General features: G+C 45.1%; 16 protein-coding genes, 4 tRNA genes and 2 pseudogenes. 13 read left to right on the forward strand and 9 right to left on the reverse strand.

The window, feature by feature from the left end; translation table 11 throughout:
• Positions 1–344 precede the first annotated feature (344 nt).
• Together DA100_RS21190 and DA100_RS21195 are read right to left on the reverse strand one after the other, a co-directional pair.
• Positions 345–551: pseudogene (locus DA100_RS21190) on the reverse strand (septation protein IspZ); the annotation flags it as partial.
• 87 nt (positions 552–638) lie between these two features.
• Positions 639–827, reverse strand: a complete 189-nt coding sequence (locus DA100_RS21195) for a hypothetical protein (protein ID WP_240800861.1) — start codon at positions 825–827, stop codon at positions 639–641.
• 441 nt (positions 828–1,268) lie between these two features.
• Here DA100_RS21195 and ihfA point away from each other — a divergent pair, with 441 nt between their 5' ends.
• Positions 1,269–1,565 carry an integration host factor subunit alpha gene (ihfA, locus tag DA100_RS00545; RefSeq protein WP_138970359.1) on the forward strand — a complete coding sequence of 99 codons (297 nt, stop codon included), beginning with the start codon at positions 1,269–1,271 and terminating at the stop codon, positions 1,563–1,565.
• 126 nt (positions 1,566–1,691) lie between these two features.
• On the opposite strand, the gene DA100_RS00550 is transcribed toward ihfA, so the two are convergent.
• A complete protein-coding gene (locus DA100_RS00550; RefSeq protein ID WP_138970360.1) occupies positions 1,692–2,012 on the reverse strand; it encodes an HI1450 family dsDNA-mimic protein in 321 nt (106 codons plus the stop codon).
• 2 nt (positions 2,013–2,014) lie between these two features.
• A complete protein-coding gene (gene yeiP, locus DA100_RS00555; protein WP_138970361.1) occupies positions 2,015–2,581 on the reverse strand; it encodes an elongation factor P-like protein YeiP in 567 nt (188 codons plus the stop codon).
• 133 nt (positions 2,582–2,714) lie between these two features.
• Between yeiP and DA100_RS00560 the strand changes: the two genes are divergently transcribed.
• A complete protein-coding gene (locus DA100_RS00560; protein ID WP_138970362.1) occupies positions 2,715–3,482 on the forward strand; it encodes a nucleotidyltransferase domain-containing protein in 768 nt (255 codons plus the stop codon).
• 74 nt (positions 3,483–3,556) lie between these two features.
• On the forward strand, positions 3,557–5,620 hold the full coding sequence (locus DA100_RS00565; protein ID WP_138970363.1) for an EAL domain-containing protein: 2,064 nt from the start codon (positions 3,557–3,559) through the stop codon (positions 5,618–5,620).
• Here DA100_RS00565 and DA100_RS00570 read toward each other — a convergent pair.
• Entirely contained in the window at positions 5,612–7,972 is a 2,361-nt protein-coding gene (locus tag DA100_RS00570; protein ID WP_138970364.1) for a DNA polymerase II, read from the reverse strand. The two genes, DA100_RS00565 and DA100_RS00570, sit on opposite strands and share 9 nt — an antisense overlap.
• Before the next feature lie 329 nt (positions 7,973–8,301).
• Between DA100_RS00570 and uvrY the strand changes: the two genes are divergently transcribed.
• From uvrY to DA100_RS00605, 7 genes are all read left to right on the forward strand, one after another.
• Entirely contained in the window at positions 8,302–8,946 is a 645-nt protein-coding gene (gene uvrY, locus DA100_RS00575; protein WP_138970365.1) for a UvrY/SirA/GacA family response regulator transcription factor, read from the forward strand.
• A 47-nt stretch (positions 8,947–8,993) separates the two neighbouring features.
• Positions 8,994–10,823 carry an excinuclease ABC subunit UvrC gene (gene uvrC / locus DA100_RS00580; RefSeq protein ID WP_138970366.1) on the forward strand — a complete coding sequence of 610 codons (1,830 nt, stop codon included), beginning with the start codon at positions 8,994–8,996 and terminating at the stop codon, positions 10,821–10,823.
• A 77-nt stretch (positions 10,824–10,900) separates the two neighbouring features.
• On the forward strand, positions 10,901–11,458 hold the full coding sequence (pgsA, locus tag DA100_RS00585) for a CDP-diacylglycerol--glycerol-3-phosphate 3-phosphatidyltransferase (RefSeq protein WP_138970367.1): 558 nt from the start codon (positions 10,901–10,903) through the stop codon (positions 11,456–11,458).
• A 238-nt stretch (positions 11,459–11,696) separates the two neighbouring features.
• Positions 11,697–11,770: transfer RNA gene (locus DA100_RS00590), tRNA-Cys, on the forward strand.
• Between the two features lie 3 nt (positions 11,771–11,773).
• Positions 11,774–11,849, forward strand: a tRNA-Gly gene (locus DA100_RS00595).
• 69 nt (positions 11,850–11,918) lie between these two features.
• A tRNA-Leu gene (locus tag DA100_RS00600) sits at positions 11,919–12,005 on the forward strand.
• 13 nt (positions 12,006–12,018) lie between these two features.
• Positions 12,019–12,094, forward strand: a tRNA-Gly gene (locus tag DA100_RS00605).
• A 472-nt stretch (positions 12,095–12,566) separates the two neighbouring features.
• Here DA100_RS00605 and DA100_RS00610 read toward each other — a convergent pair.
• Entirely contained in the window at positions 12,567–13,649 is a 1,083-nt protein-coding gene (locus DA100_RS00610) for a PQQ-dependent sugar dehydrogenase (RefSeq protein ID WP_138970368.1), read from the reverse strand.
• Between the two features lie 328 nt (positions 13,650–13,977).
• Between DA100_RS00610 and DA100_RS00615 the strand changes: the two genes are divergently transcribed.
• Positions 13,978–15,102 carry a GGDEF domain-containing protein gene (locus DA100_RS00615; protein ID WP_138970369.1) on the forward strand — a complete coding sequence of 375 codons (1,125 nt, stop codon included), beginning with the start codon at positions 13,978–13,980 and terminating at the stop codon, positions 15,100–15,102.
• On the opposite strand, the gene DA100_RS00620 is transcribed toward DA100_RS00615, so the two are convergent.
• Positions 15,097–15,579, reverse strand: coding sequence for a GNAT family N-acetyltransferase (locus DA100_RS00620; protein WP_138970370.1), 483 nt, complete (start codon positions 15,577–15,579; stop codon positions 15,097–15,099). The two genes, DA100_RS00615 and DA100_RS00620, sit on opposite strands and share 6 nt — an antisense overlap.
• 258 nt (positions 15,580–15,837) lie before the next feature.
• On the opposite strand from DA100_RS00620, the gene pheS reads away from it, so the two are divergent.
• Both pheS and pheT read left to right on the forward strand, forming a co-directional pair.
• Positions 15,838–16,821: a phenylalanine--tRNA ligase subunit alpha gene (gene pheS / locus DA100_RS00625; RefSeq protein ID WP_138970371.1), complete on the forward strand. Its 984-nt coding sequence runs from the start codon at positions 15,838–15,840 to the stop codon at positions 16,819–16,821.
• Between the two features lie 18 nt (positions 16,822–16,839).
• The gene (pheT, locus tag DA100_RS00630; RefSeq protein ID WP_138970372.1) at positions 16,840–19,245 is read left to right on the forward strand and encodes a phenylalanine--tRNA ligase subunit beta; all 2,406 of its coding nucleotides are present in this window, start codon (positions 16,840–16,842) and stop codon (positions 19,243–19,245) included.
• Positions 19,246–19,411: 166 nt separating this feature from the next.
• On the opposite strand, the pseudogene DA100_RS00635 reads toward pheT, so the two are convergent.
• Together DA100_RS00635 and pncB are read right to left on the reverse strand one after the other, a co-directional pair.
• Positions 19,412–19,609 (reverse strand): annotated as a pseudogene (locus tag DA100_RS00635) (PTS maltose transporter subunit IIBC); the annotation flags it as partial.
• A gap of 219 nt (positions 19,610–19,828) precedes the next feature.
• Entirely contained in the window at positions 19,829–21,082 is a 1,254-nt protein-coding gene (gene pncB, locus DA100_RS00640; protein WP_138970373.1) for a nicotinate phosphoribosyltransferase, read from the reverse strand.
• Between the last annotated feature and the right edge of the window lie 31 nt (positions 21,083–21,113).

Below are 21,113 nucleotides of genomic sequence, written 5' to 3' on the forward strand. Positions count from 1 at the left end.
AGCATAGGCTTTGTTGACTAACGGCTTTGATCATTGCGTAAGTCTCCCACGACTTGGTATGTAGATCTGATAAGGATCGGTTAACCGGTCCTTCTGATGAGAGACAATCGGAAGCCTGTTTTTAGGTTTCCGATTTTCTCGAAGAAAATCCTGTTGGTGTAGCTCGAATCACCACTTTCTCTGAACATATCCCCGATGAGTGGGTTGCTAAGGCGGCAGTTCTCTCTGACAAAGCGGCTGTCCACCGACGCCGATTACCAAGTGACATGTGCGTATTTTGGTGATTGTGATCGCTCTTTTCCGGAAATGACTGATCGGAATGCTCCGAAATATGCATCTGGTTTGTTTGCCTTGTTGTCATCTTTAGGTATGTACTTATAGATGTAAATTCCTGTCAGTAGAGTAAAACCGAACGTGGCGGCTAACAGACCAAACACTTTGAAACTAACCCAGACATTAAAGTGCAGTTGGAAAGTAATGCAAATATTGAACCCTGCACACAATGAGAAGAAAGCGGCCCAAATCCACGTTATCTTGCTCCAGATGTTTTCTTCATAAGACGAAATTGCGCTTAGTATGAAATATGCTTTGTTGACAAAGCGCTTCACGTAACCCTAACAATACTCTAGTAATTGGAGTTATATAACCCGCTTTAAGTCTTCCAAATATCCTTCGCTACGTAGGCTATTAACAGTAAATCTGAGTTCGTCATCGCTTATGGTAAAACAACTGGATCTACCCATCATGCCATTTAAATATTCGTGATATTCCAACTCGGTAAAGTGGCCAATTCGGTCGACGAGTAGACTCTTAATTCCATGGTGAATGAGTCGGTATTAGATATGACGTTGAACTTCCATAATGTACCTCTTAACGTCTGGCAGTGTCGAAACTTTGCCGTATTACTTCTTGCTTTGTTAAAAGCCATACCCAATAGGGGTATTTTGTTTCTCTTTCTAGATCAACAGCTTAATTGTAAAAGTTAGTGGATTTAAGCTTTTTTTACTGAGTTGAGTGTCAATAATAGCTTAATCTTCTGATATTTAAGGAGTATTTCCTCATAAATCACAGATAATACTGTTGTAAATAGCATCTATGTTGTTGTTTTAAGTGGTTGAACTCTGCTCATTTAAGAAAAAAGTTGGCGTAAATCATAAGCTTGGCATACACTTTCCAAGGTAAAGCCGATAGGTTGTTGATTGGCTTGGTTAAAAGTTTTGGCGCTGCCTTTGGGTGGCAATGTTTAACACAGCTTTGAGGAAAGTTTTATGGCGCTCACAAAGGCCGATTTGGCTGAGAACCTGTTTGAAAAGCTTGGATACAGTAAACGGGATGCCAAGGATACGGTTGAGGCGTTTTTCGAAGAAATTCGTAAGGCACTCGAAAGTGGCGAGCAGGTAAAACTGTCTGGATTTGGTAATTTTGATCTGCGTGACAAGAATGAACGTCCAGGTCGAAACCCGAAGACAGGTGAAGACATTCCCATCAGTGCTCGTCGCGTAGTAACCTTCCGCCCAGGGCAGAAATTAAAAGCCCGCGTTGAAAATATTAAGGTTGATGACTAAGCCTCTGATAAGTTTGAGTTTATCCTGCTTGATAGATTAGGCATTGAGCGTATGATTCCACGCTCCTAGGTCTCAATAACAAAACACCCCAGCCAAGGCTAGGGTGTTTTTGTTTGTGCGCTAAGTCTAGTCACGTTTCCAAAGAGCGTGGCAAAACTTGTGTTCAGGATCACGACTAATCAAAAGTCGTGCAAAAACATCATCAAGCACATCGTCTTCTTCGTTTACGAGACCAATACGCACTTCAGCATAAACTTCTTTGTCGACGTCAAAGCCAACATGCTCTGCCCAGTCATCACCTGTTTCAACTAACTCCGCAGCACCACGGTCATCAAATTGCGCAGTGAACAGGATCACATCAGCTGGCTCAAGATTGTCAGGCGCCATTTCCAAGAATATGTCGTAAGCGGTATCAATCGCGTCGTCGTAAGACATTAATTCAGCCATGACTATGCGCGGCTCATGTATTTACGTTCAGTCGTGTTGATCACGATGCGGTCACCCGTTGCAATGTACTCTGGTACTTGAACAGTAAGGCCTGTAGAAAAACGAGCCGGTTTAGTACGAGCAGAAGCTGATGCGCCTTTGATAGACGGGTCTGTTTCTTCGATAACGAGCTCTACTGATGCTGGAAGTTCCAGACCAACCGCATTGCCATTAACAAGAATGATATGTAGACCTTGGATCTCTTCAGTTACAAATAGCAACTCGTCCTCAATCTCTTCTTTCTTGAATGTGTATTGAGTGTAGTCTTCGTTATCCATAAATATGTATTCATCGCCATCTACATATGAGAAAGAAGAAGCACGTTTGAACATGTCGACAGTTTCTAGAACGTCATCTGATTTGTAGCGTTCGTCAACGCGAGCACCTGTTGTTAGGTCTGTACAGCGCAGTTTGTAGATTTTTGCGCCGCCACGACCACCAGGAGTGGTTACTTCGATGTCTTTAATTAACAATGTTTTACCATTAGATTCGATAGCAAAACCTTTTTTAAGCTCACTTGCCTTTGGCATGAACAATATTCCTTAGTATGTTAGGTAGTGGCAGCATTATATACTGACCCTGTTAAGGAAGGAATATCTTGATTCATCCATCGTGGTGAGCGAACATTAAGGCATTGAGTTCGATTATTTTGTTATCAATCAAATGCATTTATCCACTATTGACCCAAAACAAGCCTTTCAGCCTAAATATCAACCCGCCATTGATGATTTGGTGAGCTTTTTAACCAGTGGGTTAGGGGATAACCTTCACAGCGTCTACTTGTATGGTAGTGTGGCACGTAAAACCGCCAAACCAAATCAATCGAATATCGATGTGGTTGTGGTGACTCACCGTGGATTCTCCGATCTCAGAACAACCCTATTTAACTCAATCAAATGGCGCTTTCAGAAAACTCACCCCCATATTACCGAAATTTCATTTAAAACCGCACTGGCACAAGATGTTGCGAGTCTTGACAGTATTTTCTCGTGGGGATTCCTATTACGCCACTGTGCGGTGTGTGTGTATGGTGAAGATTTATCTGAGTGTTTTGGTGATTACGAGCCTAGCTGGGAGATTGCCAAACATTGGAATATGGACGTAGAAGATTGGGTAGCCGTATATCGTAACCGTATTGCTCGAGCGGATAAGCCAGAAGAACAGGTCAAAGCACAGAGAATTATCGCGAAAAAGTTATTGCGAGCAAGCTATTCTTTGGTGATGTACAAAGACAAACAGTGGTTCGAAGATCCTATCGAATGTGGTCAGCAATTTTTACGTTATTATCCTGACAAACAAGTCGAGATTGAAAGACTGGGTATTCTGTTGTCAGGAAGGTTGATTGCGAAGCGCTCAGTCCTTGGCATTCTTGATGGTTTTGGTGACTGGCTAGCAAAGCAGTATAAAAAGACCGAGTTTAGAATCGGCTAAGGAGATATCGAGAAAAGTCTTCTTATGCGTTTAATTGTGCTAGCTTTTATATGTATGGACATATTGAGGTTAGCATGTACCAAGGAACGGATAACCGCCAATTAAATGGTGTCTCTAATTACTCTCTTTATCACCGATTTGTTATCCCTTCGTTGCAGGCCATTAGAGAGGGAATGGTTTGGCTTATTCCCTGTTTAATGTTGTCATCTTTTGCGCTTTTCTTTGCCAGCATTGGTGAGTTTATATTAGAAGGGCGCAATGTTTGGATATCCCAACTGTATGATTTGCATGATGCTATCGCTCGGTTTTTTCCATTTTTAATGACCGCCACTATCTCCTATGTTTTAGCGATGCAGTGGCGTTTGCCAAGACCGCCAATCGCACTTTTGATGATTACATTGCTATTAATCACTGAACAGACAATTCCAGATAGCAAAGTACTGCTCACCTTCCACATAATCTTAGCGATTATAACGCCGTTGTACGCGGTTCCACTGTTAGCTTATTTACTCCGCTTTGATATATTCAAACTGACAAGAACCGAGTCCGCAGGGCAGATTGTCAAAGAGTCGTTGAATATGGTGATTCCTGCGTTCATCACTGCTTTGTTGGTGGTGGTCATTAACCACATTCTCGTGCTCGGTCTATCGGCGGTTGCTTACTCTTCGGTGTTGACGACGGACTATGCCAATGAGCCAACCACCTTTGGTGTTCTCTTCGCGACACTCAATTCGATACTGTGGTTTATTGGTATTCATGGGTATTACGCATTACTTCCGTTAGTTGATTTGCTAGAAGAAGCGAGCAACCTTAACTATGCCACTGTACTGGTAGGAGGCGACGCTCATTATCTGATGAACTTGTCTTTTATGGGCGCATTTGTGTTTATTGGTGGCAGTGGGGCAACATTGTCGCTGGTGATTGCGCTGTTGCTGTGTTCCAAACAACATGGGTTTAAGTTGATTGCGTTAGCGAGCATTCCAATAGGCTTGCTCAATATTAATGAGATCTTATTGTTCGGTCTGCCGATTATTTTCAACCCTAGGTTATTTCTGCCGTTTCTGTTGGCGCCGGTGACCAACGTTGTCGTCAGCATGGCTGCGGTATCGATTGGATGGGTGGTGACGCCCACTGTCTCTGTTCCGTTTAATAGCCCAATATTGTTAAATGCTTGGATGGCGACACAAGGTGATTGGGCGGCAGTTGTGCTTCAGCTTGTCAATATCGCCATTGGTGTCGTGATATATCTTCCGTCGGTTAGGGCACTTAATCAGAGTGTAAGCGAGAAGAAAATATCGTTGCCTGTGTTTGATACCTTTTATGCTCGGCGTCAAGAAGAAGCACGCACGTTAATGGATGATCCCATTATGCAGGCTGTCGAGAGGGAAAAAAGCACCATTTTTATCGAACATCAGCTTGAGCAACTGAGTTCGCGCGACTTCTGTATCGAGTATCAGCCGCAAGTGTCGCGTGATAGCGAGATGACAGTTGGCTGTGAAGCGCTGATTCGTTCAATTGATAAAGATGGTAAACTCCAATATCCGAACTCTTTCATTCCATGGCTGGACAAGGCCAATTTGATGAAAGATGTCGATCTGTGGGTTTTTAAGCAGGTGATCAAAGATATACGGCGGATGCAGAAATCGGGTCTATTCATTCCAGTCAGTGTGAACATTACTCCTCAAACATTAGTTGACCCTAGTTACATTGATGAATTGGAGAAAATCATTCAGCACCATGCGCAGAATATCCATATTGAAATTACAGAAGAGTCATTACTTGAGGATGAACTTGCATTGGTTGTTGCGTTTAACCGCCTACATAATCTGGGCGCGAAGATCCACATCGATGATTTTGGAACTGGCTTTTCGTCTCTCAGCTATCTCAATAAATTTGAGATCGACTATCTAAAGATCGATCGTTCATTTGTATTGGCACTGAGTACTCTAAAAGGCAAAAAAGTATTCGGCAGCATTCTGTCGATTGCGAAGCAATTGGATCTAAAGGTAATTGTCGAAGGTGTCGAGACCAAAGAGCAGCTCGACCATATTTGTCGTGACTCTGATATATCTGTGCAGGGTTGGTACTACGCCAAATCACTGCCTTTAGACAAATTCATCGATTATGCTTCAAAATAGCCCAAGTTGAGGTTCACTGAGTGAGCTGAAGTCTATACCGATAAAGGGTAATATCGCTTCGCCAACCGGTTTAAGCTGCTTATCGATATAGTGTTGGTAATCGATTGGATTTTTTTGATACTCCTTGGGTTCAGGTCCTGCGAGTGTAATGACGTACTCAATTTGCCCTTTGTTCTGGTATTGCAAAGGTCTACCAAGCTGGGCATTCATCTCATCCGCCATTCTGGCTGCTCTTACCTGAGGTGGAACGTTTTTCTGATACTCATGCAGCCTTCGTCTCAAGCGCTTTTGATAGGTCAGTTTGTCATCGAACTTTCCGGCTTTGGTTTGCTCAACAAATTCGCGGACATAGTCACTCGGGTTTTCGCCATGAAAAATCATCGAGTATAAGGTTTGCTGAAACTCTTGCGCGAGTGGCGTCCAGTCGGTTCGAGCGCTCTCTAAGCCCTTAAAAATGATCCGCTCACTATCGCCTTCTCCAATCAGCCCTGCGTAGCGTTTCTTCGATCCCGTCTCTTGTCCTCGGATGGTTGGCATTAAGAATTTCTTGTAATGAGTTTCGTACTCCAGTTCGAGCGTTGAATCGAGCTGATACTCTTGCGCTAAATGTGTCGTCCACCACTGGTTGATATAGTTGACTAGTTTGAGACCAATCTCATCAGCTTGTTGCTGGCTGAACTGACCGTTTAAGGAGACGAAGGTTGAATCGGTATCACCGTAGATGACCCGATAACCTTTATCTTCGATTAGCTTTTTGGTTTGTTTCATGATCTCATGGCCACGCATAGTGATGCTCGAGGCAAGGCGAGTATCAAAGAAGCGGCAGCCTGAAGAACCCAATACACCATAGAAAGAGTTCATGATGATCTTTATGGCTTGGGAGAATGCCTTTTCGTTGTTCTTCTTTGCGGCATCACGGGCGGCCCAGAGATTTTCGATCATCTCAGGGAGGAAGTGCCGAGTGCGGTGAAACTGGCCACCTCGAAACCCTGGTACTGCTTGAGAAGCTTTGCGTCCGACTTCGAGTTGAAGGCCTTCAATCAGTCCTATTGGATCGATTAAGAAGCTACGAATGATGGATGGGTAAAGACTTTTGAAGTCGAGAACCAATACAGAGTCATACAAGTTTGGAATCGAATCCATGACGTATCCGCCAGGACTCGCCAACCAGTTCTCAGGTTGCAGATTAGGTGCAACATAGCCAGCTCGATGAATTTGCGGCAAGTAAAGGTTAGTAAAGGCGGCGACCGAACCGCCCACTCGGTCGAGTTCGACGCCAGTGAGTCTAGAGCGTTCGATGGCAAACTCGAGTAGATGCGTGTGAGCAAATATCTTGTTGACCAGTACACAATCCTGCAAGTTGTATTTCGCTAGTGATGGCTTATCACGACGGAACATCTGATTGATTTCATCCATACGGTCATGAACATTATGGATCTGCTTCCCCTCACCAAGCAGTTCTTGCGATACCGATTCAAGTGACCAGCGACGGAAATGATAGGTCGCGGTTTTGAGCGTATCGATGCCATCCATAATCACGCGGCCGGGTACAGAAACGAAGGCTTGCTGGGTGGTATTGGAGGTTCGGAAAAAACTCGCTTGACGGCCACGGCCTATCATCAATTTGACTTGATTCCATTCTGCCCGTTTGTGTAATAGTCGAAAATCGAAGTCGATAACGTTCCAGCCAATAACCACATCTGGGTCATACTTTTGGAACCAGCTAACGAGAGCGTTTAGCAGTGCTTTCTCATCTTTTACCCACTCTATAGGGGGGTCGGCGGGCTGCTTATCACCAATCATGATCACACGGCTATCCATCGGACTATCAAGTCCAATGGAATAGAGAATGCCTTTTTCAGAACACTCTATATCGAGGGAGACGACTTTCAGATCGGGCGTGTAGTCCCCCTGACGACACTTGACTGATGTGAATCGTCGGCTTTGAGGGGCCAGTTGCTCAATACCGCTAAACTCAACCCCGCCTTTAATAAAACGTTCCATCAAATAGCGGTCAGCCAAACGAATATCGTCTTCGAGTACCGTAATATCTGCCAGCTGCAATGCACGGCTAAGCTGCTGAGAGTGTTTGATAGTCGTGGTGTAACAAGCGGCTAGTGGCTCCAGATCAAAGCTGGTCAATTCCAGTGGACGCCACTCTGCGAAAAGATTCTCTTGTTCAGCGATAGACTTGCATTGTTCTAACTGACTTTGTGCAACAAAAAAAACGGGTTTCTCACCTCGAATAATGAGTTGAGAGGGGCCTTGAGGCGTTGATAGCCACAGCTCGATTTGAGTTTGGCCACTGACATCACGTGCCTGCCGAGTGAGTAAGAAACCGTTATGAATCATTGTGCGTAATAGGGTGGTTAGATTGAAGCGAGATCAAGACAGTAGGGCTAGAGTATCACATGCTGAAAAAGTTAAATACAAAGGTAAGAAATAGACCTAATATCTAAGGCGAAATTGGTAGAAAAATAACCAATAAACTGACCTAAGCGATTGATTAATAGATTAATAACAATTTAAGTACCAGATCTGAAAATTACTACTTGCTAAAGTTTGCGTTTAAGCACATATTCAGAGTAAGCAAAATTTTAATTTTAAGTTAGACTAGGCAGCAATGCTGTAATCCACTCTATGTGGGTGCAGAGCCAAGTAAAAAGTGTGGAGATACAAGTTTGATAAATGTTTTCCTTGTAGATGATCACGAGCTGGTTCGCACAGGGATACGACGTATTATTGAAGACGTCCGTGGGATGAACGTAGCAGGGGAAGCTGACAGCGGTGAAGAAGCAGTAAAATGGTGTCGAAGCAACCATGCTGACGTCATTTTGATGGATATGAATATGCCTGGTATCGGTGGTCTTGAGGCTACCAAAAAGATCCTGCGATTTAATCCTGATGTGAAAATCATCGTTTTAACTGTTCATACGGAAAATCCGTTTCCAACTAAAGTGATGCAAGCAGGAGCCGCAGGCTACCTGACTAAAGGCGCTGGCCCTGATGAAATGGTCAACGCAATTCGTATGGTTAATAGTGGACAACGCTATATATCACCAGAGATCGCTCAACAAATGGCTCTTAGCCAATTTTCTCCGGCATCGGAAAACCCATTTGCTGATTTGTCTGAGCGTGAACTGCAAATCATGATGATGATTACTAAAGGGCAAAAAGTCACTGACATATCTGAGCAGTTGAATCTTAGCCCTAAGACAGTAAACAGTTACCGTTATCGCTTGTTTAACAAGCTCGATATTAGCGGTGATGTTGAGTTGACTCACTTAGCAATTCGACACGGAATGATAGATACCGAGACACTATAAGGTGCCAATACCATCAGTGATTTTAATCTTCAGCTAATGGTATTGGTATGAGCCAATTCGATTCAGCCGCCTTTCTCAAAACAGTAACAAACCAGCCCGGCGTTTATCGTATGTATAACGCCGAGTCTGTTGTTATCTATGTAGGAAAGGCGAAAGATCTCAAAAAACGCCTCTCCAGTTACTTCCGTAGCAAAGTTGATAGTGAAAAAACCCGTGCTTTAGTCAGTAACATCGCCAAGATTGATGTAACGGTGACGCATACCGAAACAGAAGCCTTGATCTTAGAGCACAACTACATCAAGCAGTACCTACCTAAATACAACGTACTGTTGCGTGACGATAAATCCTATCCCTATATCTTTATTAGTGGACACAAACACCCACGTTTGTCGATGCATCGAGGGGCGCAAAAGCGTAAAGGCGAATACTTTGGACCTTACCCAGATTCAGGCGCTGTACGTGAGACCTTGCATCTAATTCAAAAGATATTTCCGGTGCGACAGTGTGAAGATACTGTCTACAGTAATCGAACTCGACCTTGTTTAATGTACCAAATCGGTCGTTGTGCCGCGCCGTGTGTGAGTAGTGTCATTTCTGAACAGGATTACGCTGAACTGGTTGGTTACGTAAGACTTTTTTTGCAGGGCAAAGATCAGCAAGTGCTTGCCTCTCTTGTCGAAAAGATGGAGGTAGCGAGTCAAGAACTACGCTTCGAACAGGCCGCCAAATTCCGCGATCAAATTCAGGCTATTCGCCGTGTCCAAGAGCAACAGTTTGTCTCGGAAGATTCGATGGACGATATGGACGTACTTGGTTTTGCTCAAGAAAATGGCATTGCGTGCATTCATATTCTTATGATTCGTCAGGGTAAAGTTCTGGGAAGTCGCAGCCACTTTCCGAAAATACCCAACGATACCACTCAGCAAGAAGTGTTTTATAGCTTCCTGAGCCAGTATTACCTGAGCCACAATGAGGCGCGAACTATTCCGACTCGTATCATCCTCAACTCGGGCTTAATTGACGAATCACAGCCGTTGGAAGAGGCTTTAACGAGCTTAGCGGGGCGCCGAGTCCACTTCCATGTCAATCCGACCAGCACTCGAGGGCGTTATCTTAAACTGGCCAACACCAATGCTTTGACTGCGATTACGACTAAGATCAATCACAAGATGACGATATCTCAACGTTTCAAAGCGTTGAGAGAGTTGCTTGATATGGAAAGCATTACGCGAATGGAATGTTTTGATATCTCACACACCATGGGAGAGAGCACCATTGCCTCTTGTGTGGTTTTTAATCAGGAAGGCCCCGTTAAGCAAGAGTATCGTCGTTATAATATCACGGGCATCACGGGTGGTGATGATTACGCAGCAATGGGGCTGGCACTTGAACGCCGTTACTCAAAGCAGCTCGATATAGAAAAAATTCCTGATATTGTTTTTATCGACGGTGGTAAAGGTCAGTTGAACAGGGCTCATGAGATCATCTCTCGCTATTGGGGAGATTGGCCAAAACGCCCGCATTTGATTGGTATTGCCAAGGGTGTCACGCGTAAACCTGGTCTCGAAACTTTGATCACCGTCGAAGGTGATGAATTTAATTTGCCTAGTGACGCACCAGCACTGCATTTAATGCAGCACATCCGTGATGAGAGCCATAGTCATGCGATTGCTGGCCATAGGGCAAAACGAGGAAAAACCCGTAGAACTAGTGCTTTAGAGGGTATTGAAGGCGTAGGACCAAAGCGTCGCCAAGCTCTGTTAAAATACATGGGTGGTTTGCAAGAATTGAAACGAGCGAGTGTAGAAGAAATCGCCAAAGTGCCAGGGATTAGTATTTCTTTAGCAGAAAACATTTATCAAGCATTGAAACAATAGCAAAAATCCCGCACCATAAGGCGCTGTTTGAAATATCAAATAGAGCCATACGCAAACAAAAAGAGCCTTTTAAAAATATGCGTTTAAATATCCCTAACATCTTGTCTTTGTTGCGACTTTTCTTGATTCCAGTATTTGTCGTTGTTTTTTATCTACCTTATAGCTGGTCTCCTTTTGCAGCAGCCATGGTGTTCTGGGTCGCAGGGTTTACTGATTGGCTCGACGGTATGTTGGCGCGAAAACTAGGTCAAACCTCTCGTTTTGGGGCTTTTATTGATCCAGTCGCTGATAAAGTATTGGTTGCTACCGCACTCATTTTGATAACAGAGCACTACCACACGATCTGGGTAACGATTCCTGCAGTCACTATGATAGCTCGTGAAATTATCATCTCCGCACTGCGTGAATGGATGGCGGAAATTGGTAAACGAGCGAGTGTGGCGGTATCTTGGGTAGGTAAGGTTAAGACCGTCAGCCAAATGTTCGCCTTATGGGTACTGATCTGGCGTTACGACGATTGGATGGTTTGGGTTGGCTTTGCTGCACTGTATGTTGCCACTGTACTGACATACTGGTCGATGGCCCAATATCTGATGGCTGCCAAAGATGATTTGCTCAACGAAGAACACCACTGATTAGAAAGCAGGCGATGGCCTGCTTTTTTGTCTCTGCTTTTTCGCATTAACACAATTAACTCCGTGGATTTGCTAAAAAATTTACTAGCAAACTAACCAAATTAGCTTGTTTTGGCGGTTAAATAGACAAACGATTTAAAATTTCAAAAATAGTGTTGACTCATTAGTTCGAATCCGTAGAATGCATCCCGTACCCAAGAGGAATTGAGCGTTTAACTCTTCCACTTGGTGTGACAGAGGCGCGTTGGCAGAGTGGCTATGCAGCGGATTGCAAATCCGTGGACCTCGGTTCGACTCCGGGACGCGCCTCCATTTGCGACACTAGCTCAGTTGGTAGAGCGCAACCTTGCCAAGGTTGAGGTCACGAGTTCGAACCTCGTGTGTCGCTCCAGATTATTTTGGTAGCGGTTTTTACATCGATATCATAGATGGTGTCTCCATCACAAATTTAGATTTGTGTGCCCTGGTGGTGGAATTGGTAGACACAAGGGATTTAAAATCCCTCGGCGTTCGCGCTGTGCCGGTTCAAGTCCGGCCCGGGGCACCATCTAACGCATTACGCGACACTAGCTCAGTTGGTAGAGCGCAACCTTGCCAAGGTTGAGGTCACGAGTTCGAACCTCGTGTGTCGCTCCAAATTTAAGGCCCTAGCAGAAATGCTGGGGCTTTTTGGTTTCTATACACTGCTACTTGCGTCTGATTGATTACGTCAACTGATGAGTAAATAATCATCATTGGGTATGTGAATCTTTCGACGAATCGCATAAAATTACAACTTTATCAGTAGAGAACGTGTGCAAGTTCAACTGATAAGACTATAGCTGGTAATTTTTTGTGGGCTAATGATGTAAGGATTATCCTCTTCACAGCTCAAGGCAATCACTTTTAGGTAGTGTGATAGTGACAAATGCTCCCAGAAGGCTGTGCTCTAAGCTTTCTATCAATCAAATGTTGGTGCTCTCGCGAGTGAGCAAGACTTTGACCAACGCTACATGTCTCACCAAGCAATGCAGACAGCGTTATTTAATCTCGCCGATAAAGCGTTGTATCGAAGTAAACAGAGCGGGCGTAACCAAACCTCTTGGGCAGATAGATAAACGTCATTAAGCTAATTGTGCTCGTCTACCAAGCGATAGATTTTGCCACTGTCGGTACTGAATACGATCTCTCCATTGGGAAGCACTTCGAGATCACGTATCCTTTCACCTAATTCTGTCAGGATTCGCTCTTCTTCCATCGCTTGGTTGTTGTCTATCTTGACCACGTTAATGTGGGTCAACTTCAAGGCTCCCGCTAATAATTTTCCTGATAACTGAGGATATTGACTGCCACGGTATAGCAGCAATGAACTGGGTGCTATCGATGGTATATACACTTTAGTTGGCGAGACTATCCCTTCTTTTTCTGTCGCCTCTCCGACTGCGATAGGCCCCCAATATTCCTTACCATGAGAAGTTACAGGCCACCCATAATTGGCCCCCTTAACGATCTGGTTTATCTCATCACCACCACGAGGACCGTGTTCAATAGACCACAAGGTTGTACTCTGACGATCATAGTAAAGCCCTTGAGGATTGCGATGACCATAGCTCCATATCTCACCTCGAGCGCCCTTGACATTAGTAAATGGATTGTCTGGTGGAGTCGTACCGTCGGGTAATACTCTAAGAATACTTCCTGCATGGGTCGCCAGGTTTTGTCCATTGTCTCGTTCACCGCGATCTCCGACAGAGAAATAGACGAAGTGGGTATCGAAGGCAATTCGACTACCAAAGTGTCGTCCGGTATCAGAGCCGGATTGTGTCGCGACCAAATCTGTCCAGTCAGAGAGTGTGCCATCTTTGTAGCTGGCACGAGCAAGCGTGGTTTCGATGGCAGAGCCCACCACCTTTGAATAAGTGAAATAGAAATGATGCTTGTTAAACGGCGAGTGTGCAACATCGAGCAATCCGCCTTGTCCATACGCTTGTGACTGGACGAGCTTTGCAATGGTACTGTAATTGCCTGTAGAGAGAGTCACTACACCTATTTCGCCGTTTTGTTGCGTCACCATGAGTTGATCATCATTAAACGCGCTCATTCCCCATGGCACATTAAGACCAGATACTATGATGTCTGCTTGCCAAGCATGGGTTGAAAGCGATGCGGTGAGAGATAATAGGGTGGCTGTCCAAACATTGAAAGCGCTCATCGTCATAGGTTCCTTTTAAAACGACTGTCACCTTATCTTAGCAGTGAGAATCAATTATCACTGCAATCAAGAGGTGACTTTTCACGTTGATATTAATCTCGGCATTGAGGATTTTCGCTAGAGTATTACTTCTAAAGTGTACCTATATCACCCTTTTCAAGCGTGATATTGATTCCATTATTGTAGGGGGCTGATCAAGTTCCCTTTTTTTGATGCAGACCCCTTAGCCTTGAGTTAAAAGCATGTATTATCGCCCCTAATCAGTTAAGGTAATTATGTTATTGCCCTTATTGGTAAGGGCAGTGAATGATTTGTAAGGCTAGGTTGAATGAAATCATTTGAATGGGATAGCTGTTATGAAACAGGGTTGGATGATGTCGATGAACAGCATCAATACTTGGTCGAAATCATTAACCGCTATGGTGCTCTGATCGCACAGAACAACATCTCTATGCAAGATATACGCATAGCGTTGTTTGAGCTGTCGCGATACGCCGAGTTCCACTTTAAGGAAGAAGAAAACTTGATGCGCACCGCTGGTGTCTATCAAAAGCATGTTGAAGAGCATATCAAGATACACAGAGCGTTTATGGCTGATATTTTGAGTATGCAAGCGTTTATCAATGAAGGAAATAAAAAGGCTTCTGAGCATCTACTCAACTTTCTTATCCATTGGTTGGCTTACCACATACTTGGCATCGATCAGAATATGTCTCGTCAGGTGAAGCAGATTGAATCGGGGGTTGATCCTAAGCTAGCTTGGGAAACAGAAGAGAAAAAGCAAGACTCCTCCACTGAGCCGTTGCTAAAAGCTTTGAATGGACTGTTTGAGCAGGTGTCAGAGCGAAATAAAGAGCTACTAGAGCTAAACCAGTGCCTAGAAGACAAGGTGTTAGAGCGCACCCAGCAGTTGTCGAGGGTTAACAAGCAGCTTGAAGAATTGTCACTGACGGATTCTTTGACTAAGTTGCCAAACCGCCGTTGTGCTATTCGCAAACTCAAAACTTACTGGCATGAATCGATACACAACAAAGAACCACTGGTTTGTATCATGATCGATGTCGATTACTTTAAACAAGTGAACGATACCGCAGGCCATGACGCGGGCGACCGATTGTTAGTTGAGCTTGCTCAAACATTGGCTGACTCGTTTAGAAGTGACGATCTTGTTTGTCGCTTAGGTGGAGACGAATTCTTTGTGATTTGTCCTAACACGGATCTAGCGGGTGGTATGCACATTGCTGAACTGACTCGAAACAAAGTGAATCAAATGCTAGTACCAGTGGGGCAAAGTGTTTGGAGAGGAAGTATTAGCGTTGGTGTAGGGGAGCGCACTTCTGCAATGAACGACTTCAATGATTTGATCAAAGAAGCCGACAATGCGGTGTATCGCTCGAAAGCCGAAGGCCGCAATCGCGTGTCAAGTGCGGCAGATATATCGATGGAGCTATAACTTCTTTAGCATCCAGACATCACATGAACTATGTTCTGTACCATCTAGCGGTTGCTCAAGATGTGTAAAGCCCAGTTTCTCATACAGTGAAATAGCGGGCTTCATCGAAGTGAGTGTATCTAAATAGCACTCACTGAAGCCTTGCTGCGTCGCGAACTCTAAACAGAGTTCAGTTAGCTGTTTACCAAGGCCTAGACCGCGACTTTGTGGTAACAAGAACAGTTTTTTCAACTCACAGGTTTGTTGTGAGTGATTAAAGGGGGCTAATCCACAGCCTCCGACGATCTTGCCATCAATGGTCGCAACGAGATACAGACTCTGTTTATCCAGTGTGTAGCTTTGGCTCATCGCATCCACTTCAGGGTCTGACGGGCCAAATCCTTCACCAATGGCGCCATATTCTGCGCCAACCGCTTTAATGATTGCACGAATCTCACTGTCATCAGTTGGTTGGATTGGATTGATGATTACTGTCATTGTGACTCCTTTCTATACTTCTCATGCCAAATAACTGGGTGTGAAAAACACTTTTATCAAGCGTTGAGGTGAATTTTTGCCCAAAGGCAGTAAATAAGCAGATTTCAGTTTGGATTTGCATCAGTCATTCGTTACTATGTATAGCTATTTATAGACCCAAAATCCCTGTCGGGTATGAGTATATAATTGCTCTACCTAAAATGGACACTACCACTTATGCCTATGACTTGCATATAGGTGTAGGTAGATGAGGAAACGATGCAACATCTAGAAGAGATCATTGCTAACGCGAACGCGGCAATTGAAGCTGCAGATTCGTTAGTCGCACTTGATGAAGTGCGTGTTCAGTATCTAGGTAAAAAAGGTGAACTGACTGTTCAACTTCAAAGCCTAGGTAAACTACCACCAGAAGAACGCCGTGAAGCTGGTCAAGAGATCAACAAAGCGAAAGGCGTTGTTCAGCAAGCGATTGCTGCGCGTAAAGATGCACTTCAAAGTGCAGAACTTGAAGCTAAGCTAGCTGCTGAAACGATTGACGTAACGCTACCAGGTCGTCGCATTGAGAACGGTGGTTTGCACCCTGTTACTCGTACTGTAGAGCGTATCGAGCAGTTCTTTGGTGAGTTAGGCTTTAACACTGAGTCTGGTCCTGAGATTGAAGATGCATTCCACAACTTTGATGCGCTAAACATCGCAGAAGATCACCCAGCTCGTACTGATCACGATACCTTCTTCTTCAATCCAGATCTAATGCTGCGTACCCATACGTCAGGCGTTCAGATCCGTACGATGGAAAATGGCAAACCACCATTCCGTTTCATCGCACCGGGCCGTGTTTACCGTAACGACTACGACCAAACGCACACGCCAATGTTCCACCAAGTGGAAGGCATGCTAGTAGACGAGAACGTTAACTTCGCTCAGCTAAAAGGCATCCTGCATGACTTCCTATGTAACTTCTTTGAAGAGGAAGTTGAAGTTCGTTTCCGCCCATCTTACTTCCCATTCACTGAGCCTTCAGCAGAAGTGGATGTAAAAGGTAAAAACGGCAAATGGCTAGAAGTTCTAGGTTGTGGCATGGTTCATCCGAACGTACTGCGCAGCGTAGGAATTGACCCTGAGAAATACTCTGGTTTTGCATTTGGTATGGGTGTTGAACGTCTAACTATGCTTCGTTACGGCGTAAACGACCTACGTGCGTTCTTCGAGAACGATCTTCGTTTCCTAAAACAGTTCAAGTAATCCAGGGGATACATCACTATGAAATTCAGCGAATCATGGCTTCGTGAGTGGGTTAACCCTGCGGTATCCACTGACGAACTAACGCACCAAATCACTATGGCGGGTCTAGAAGTAGACGACGTTCTACCGGTAGCGGGTTCTTTCACTGGCGTTAAAGTTGGTCAAGTGGTTGAGTGCGGTCAGCACCCAGACGCAGATAAGCTACGCGTTACTAAAGTCGATGTTGGTGCAGAAGAACTGTTGGACATCGTTTGTGGCGCGTCTAACTGTCGTCAAGGCATCAAGGTTGCAGTTGCAACGGTTGGTGCTGTGCTACCAGGCGATTTCAAAATCAAGAAAGCCAAACTACGCGGTCAACCATCACATGGCATGCTGTGCTCATTCTCTGAGCTAGGCATTGACGTAGAATCAGATGGCATTATGGAACTGGCGGAAGATGCGGTAATCGGTACTGATTTCCGTGAATTCCTAGCACTAGATGACGTGACAGTAGACGTTGACCTAACGGCAAACCGAGCGGACTGTTTCAGCATTCGTGGTATGGCTCGTGAAGTGGGCGTTCTTAACCGTGCTGATGTCACTAAGCCAGCAGTAAACCCTGTTGCTCCCGCTATCGACGATCAAGTTTCTATCGAAGTGAAAGCGACAGCGGCGTGTCCTCGTTACCTAGGTCGTGTGATTAAAAACGTCAATGTGCAAGCAGAAACACCACTTTGGATGCAAGAGAAACTGCGCCGTTGTGGTATTCGCTCTATCGACCCAGTTGTTGACATCACTAACTTTGTTCTTCTAGAGCAAGGTCAACCGATGCACGCATTCGATCTTGCCAAGATCGACGGCGGTATCGTGGTTCGTTTGGCAGAGCAGGGCGAGAAGCTCACGCTTCTAGATGGCACTGAAGCTGAACTTAACGCCGATACTCTTGTTGTTGCTGACCACAACAAAGCGCTAGCGATTGCGGGCATCTTTGGTGGTGAACAATCTGGTGTTACGTCTGAAACCAAAGACGTGCTACTAGAGTGTGCTTTCTTCGCACCAGATCACATTCGTGGTCGCGCGCGTAGCTACGGTCTGCACACAGATTCTTCAATGCGTTTTGAGCGTGGTGTCGATTTCGCACTACAAACGAGCGCAATGGAGCGTGCAACAGAACTTCTAGTTGAGATCTGTGGTGGTGAAGTAGCTCCAGTGGTTGCTGTTGAGTCGCAAGCGGACCTACCAAAAGCAAACACAGTATCACTACGTCGTACCAAACTAGACAGCCTACTAGGCCACCACATTACAGACAGCGATGTTGTTGAAATCCTAGAGCGTCTTGGCCTAACGGTTGAAACAACAGATGCAGGTTGGACAGCAACAGCACCAACATGGCGTTTTGACATTGCCATTGAGCAAGATCTGGTTGAAGAAGTGGGTCGTATCTACGGTTACGACAACATCCCTAACCAAAATCCAGTGGCGGCACTTAAGATGCACGACCACGTTGAAGCAGACATTCCGCTAAAGCGCGTTCGTAATCTACTGGTTGATCGTGGTTACCAAGAAGCGATTACCTATAGCTTCGTTGAGCCAGAGCAGCAGAAACTTATCGTTCCGGGTATTGAACCATTAATCCTGCCTTTCCCTATTTCAGCGGATATGTCAGCGATGCGTCTAGGTCTCATTCAAGGCCTTCTGAACACGGTTGTTCATAACCAGAAACGTCAACAGCCACGTGTTCGCTTGTTTGAATACGGTCTGCGTTTCATTCCATGTGAATCTGCTGAAAATGGTATGCGTCAGGAGCCTATGCTGGCTGGTGTTATTGCGGGTACTCGCAGCGAAGAGCACTGGGATATCGCGACCAACACTGTTGATTTCTTCGACCTAAAAGGCGATCTAGAAGCTGTACTTGAGCTAACCGCTAACCAAAGCATTTACTCTTTTGCTGCGCTTTCAGCAGAAGATAAAGCTGCGAATCCAGCGCTTCACCCAGGTCAGTCTGCTGCGATCCTTGTTGACGGCAAGCAAATTGGTGTTATCGGTACTGTTCACCCAGAGCTAGAGCGTAAGTTTGGTCTAAACGGCCGCACTATCGTGTTCGAAGTAGAATGGAATGCAATTAGCACTAAAGTGATCCCAGAAGCGGTTCAGCTTTCTAAGTTCCCATCAAACCGCCGCGACATTGCTGTTGTTGTTGACGAAGCGACCGCTTCTGGTGACATCGTTGCAGCATGTCTAGAGCAGGGGGGCGAATTTCTGAAAGATGCTCGTCTGTTTGACGTTTACGTTGGTAAAGGCGTAGAAGAAGGCAAGAAGAGCCTAGCTATTGCGCTTACACTACAATCTGTAGAACGCACTCTTGAAGATGCGGACATTGCAGGCGCAGTCGATACAATCGTTGCTCACGTCTCAGAGAAATTTGGCGCAACACTCCGCGATTAATCTCCTTATAGTGAAGCAATAAAAAATGCCACTAGCGTAAGCCAGTGGCATTTTTTTATGTCGCTACAGTAGAAAGACAGTGCAAATCGAACCAACGAAAATGCCCCACTGCTAAGTGGGGCGGAGCCAAAACAAGCTTTGGCTACAGGGGACAGAGTAAAGCAGTTTATGCTGCTGCGGTGTTTGCTGACTTGATCTGTTCGCGAGCACCAAGCACCAGAGTGAGGCCGAATGCAACCACGAATGAGATAGCCATACCCGCAATGTAGTAGCCTAGTTTGTCAGGGACGATAGAGATAATACCAGGTAGACCCGCAGCACCTAACGCTTGAGCTTTGACATTGAAAAGGGTGATAAACGCGCTTATTGCGACTTTCGATAATGATGGCATTCTTGGTTGTCTGCCAATCAAAATTGATTCGATAGAGCAGGATTGTACTGCGATTGCATCTGCTTTGTTTGAGACAGGCAAGAGCACTGAGAAGAAGTATTCTGAAGAAGAGTTCAAAAAAATTATGAGCTTATAAGACGTTATAAAACAAAAAAACGGAGCGTAATGCTCCGTTTTTTTAATGCTTCGCGATCAGCTTGCTTTATCGAATGTAGACTCAAGCCCAAAATTCTGCTTTAATTCGGCAAGAAAGACAGGATCTTCACACATGGCTTTTTCAGGTTCATCACTGATTTTTGCCACTGGAGCACCATTGCATTGAGCCATCTTCACTACCATAGAGAGGGGTTGATAGCGACCGTCTTGATCCTCCCAATCGCCCATATCGTTAGCCAGAAACGTTCCTATGCCAAAACTGACATTTGCGCGTCCAGCGAAGTACTGGCATACCTCAAACGCACGCTCAAAATCGAGACCATCGGTGAAAATGAGCAGCTTAGATTTCGGGTCGACTCCCAGTGACTGGTAGTGAGCAATCATTTTGTCACCCCAATCAAAAGGGTTACCAGAGTCATGACGCACGCCAGCGTAGGCATTGGCGCGTTGCAAAGTAAAATCTTGCAGGAATGCGTTGATGCCAATGGTGTCGGTCAGGGCAATCCCTAAACTACCATTAAAGGCTTGTTGCCAGAGGTCGAGGGCAACTCTTTGTGACTCCCCAGGTTTTGCAAGCTGCTGATGAGCCATAAACCATTCATGGGCAACCGTACCGATAGGAGTTAGCGAAAACTGTTTTGCCAAATGGTAGTTACTGGTGCCTGACATTAAATCTGGGACATGTTGGCGTAGGTAATCAACCACATCGTGCTGTACCTGTGCACTGAAACGGCGTCGGCTACCCATTTCGGAAAACGTGAAATTATCGATCTTGCGCTGGTCGAGCTCGATTTTAAGTCTAGCGACTTTTTCCGCCAGAACATTGTGGAACTGTTCATAAGGGATATGGCTCCAGCGGCTTCGGTTGCGGAGTTCAGAGATAATACTCATCGCTAGCGTTTCATACAGGATGGTCTCATGCCAGAGACCACTAACGGATACTTTTAGCTGGGGCTTTCCGCTTGCTGTTGAGGTGGTCACAGACACCTGTTGAGCAGGTTTAAAACGAAAGTTGCGCAAATACTCGATAAAACCGGATTCTAAATAGGGAGCCTGACTCGCTAAGTAGCTGAGTTCTTGTTGAGAAAAATAACAGTGCGCGAGTTTCGCGATCTCACTTTCTACTTGCGGCGCAAGATAGGAAAGGTCTTCATCTGAACGAACAATGAGCTCATAGCGTACCGTCGTGGTTGGATAGTACTTATGAGCAGCGTGCATCATATTGATCTTATAAACGTCGAGATCGAGAGCACTTTGAATGATACGGTCATTGAAAAGCTTGGTGGTCATTCAACCATCCTATCGGTTAATCAGGCTAATT

This window comes from Vibrio sp. Hep-1b-8, from assembly GCF_006124995.1.
GTDB lineage: Bacteria > Pseudomonadota > Gammaproteobacteria > Enterobacterales > Vibrionaceae > Vibrio.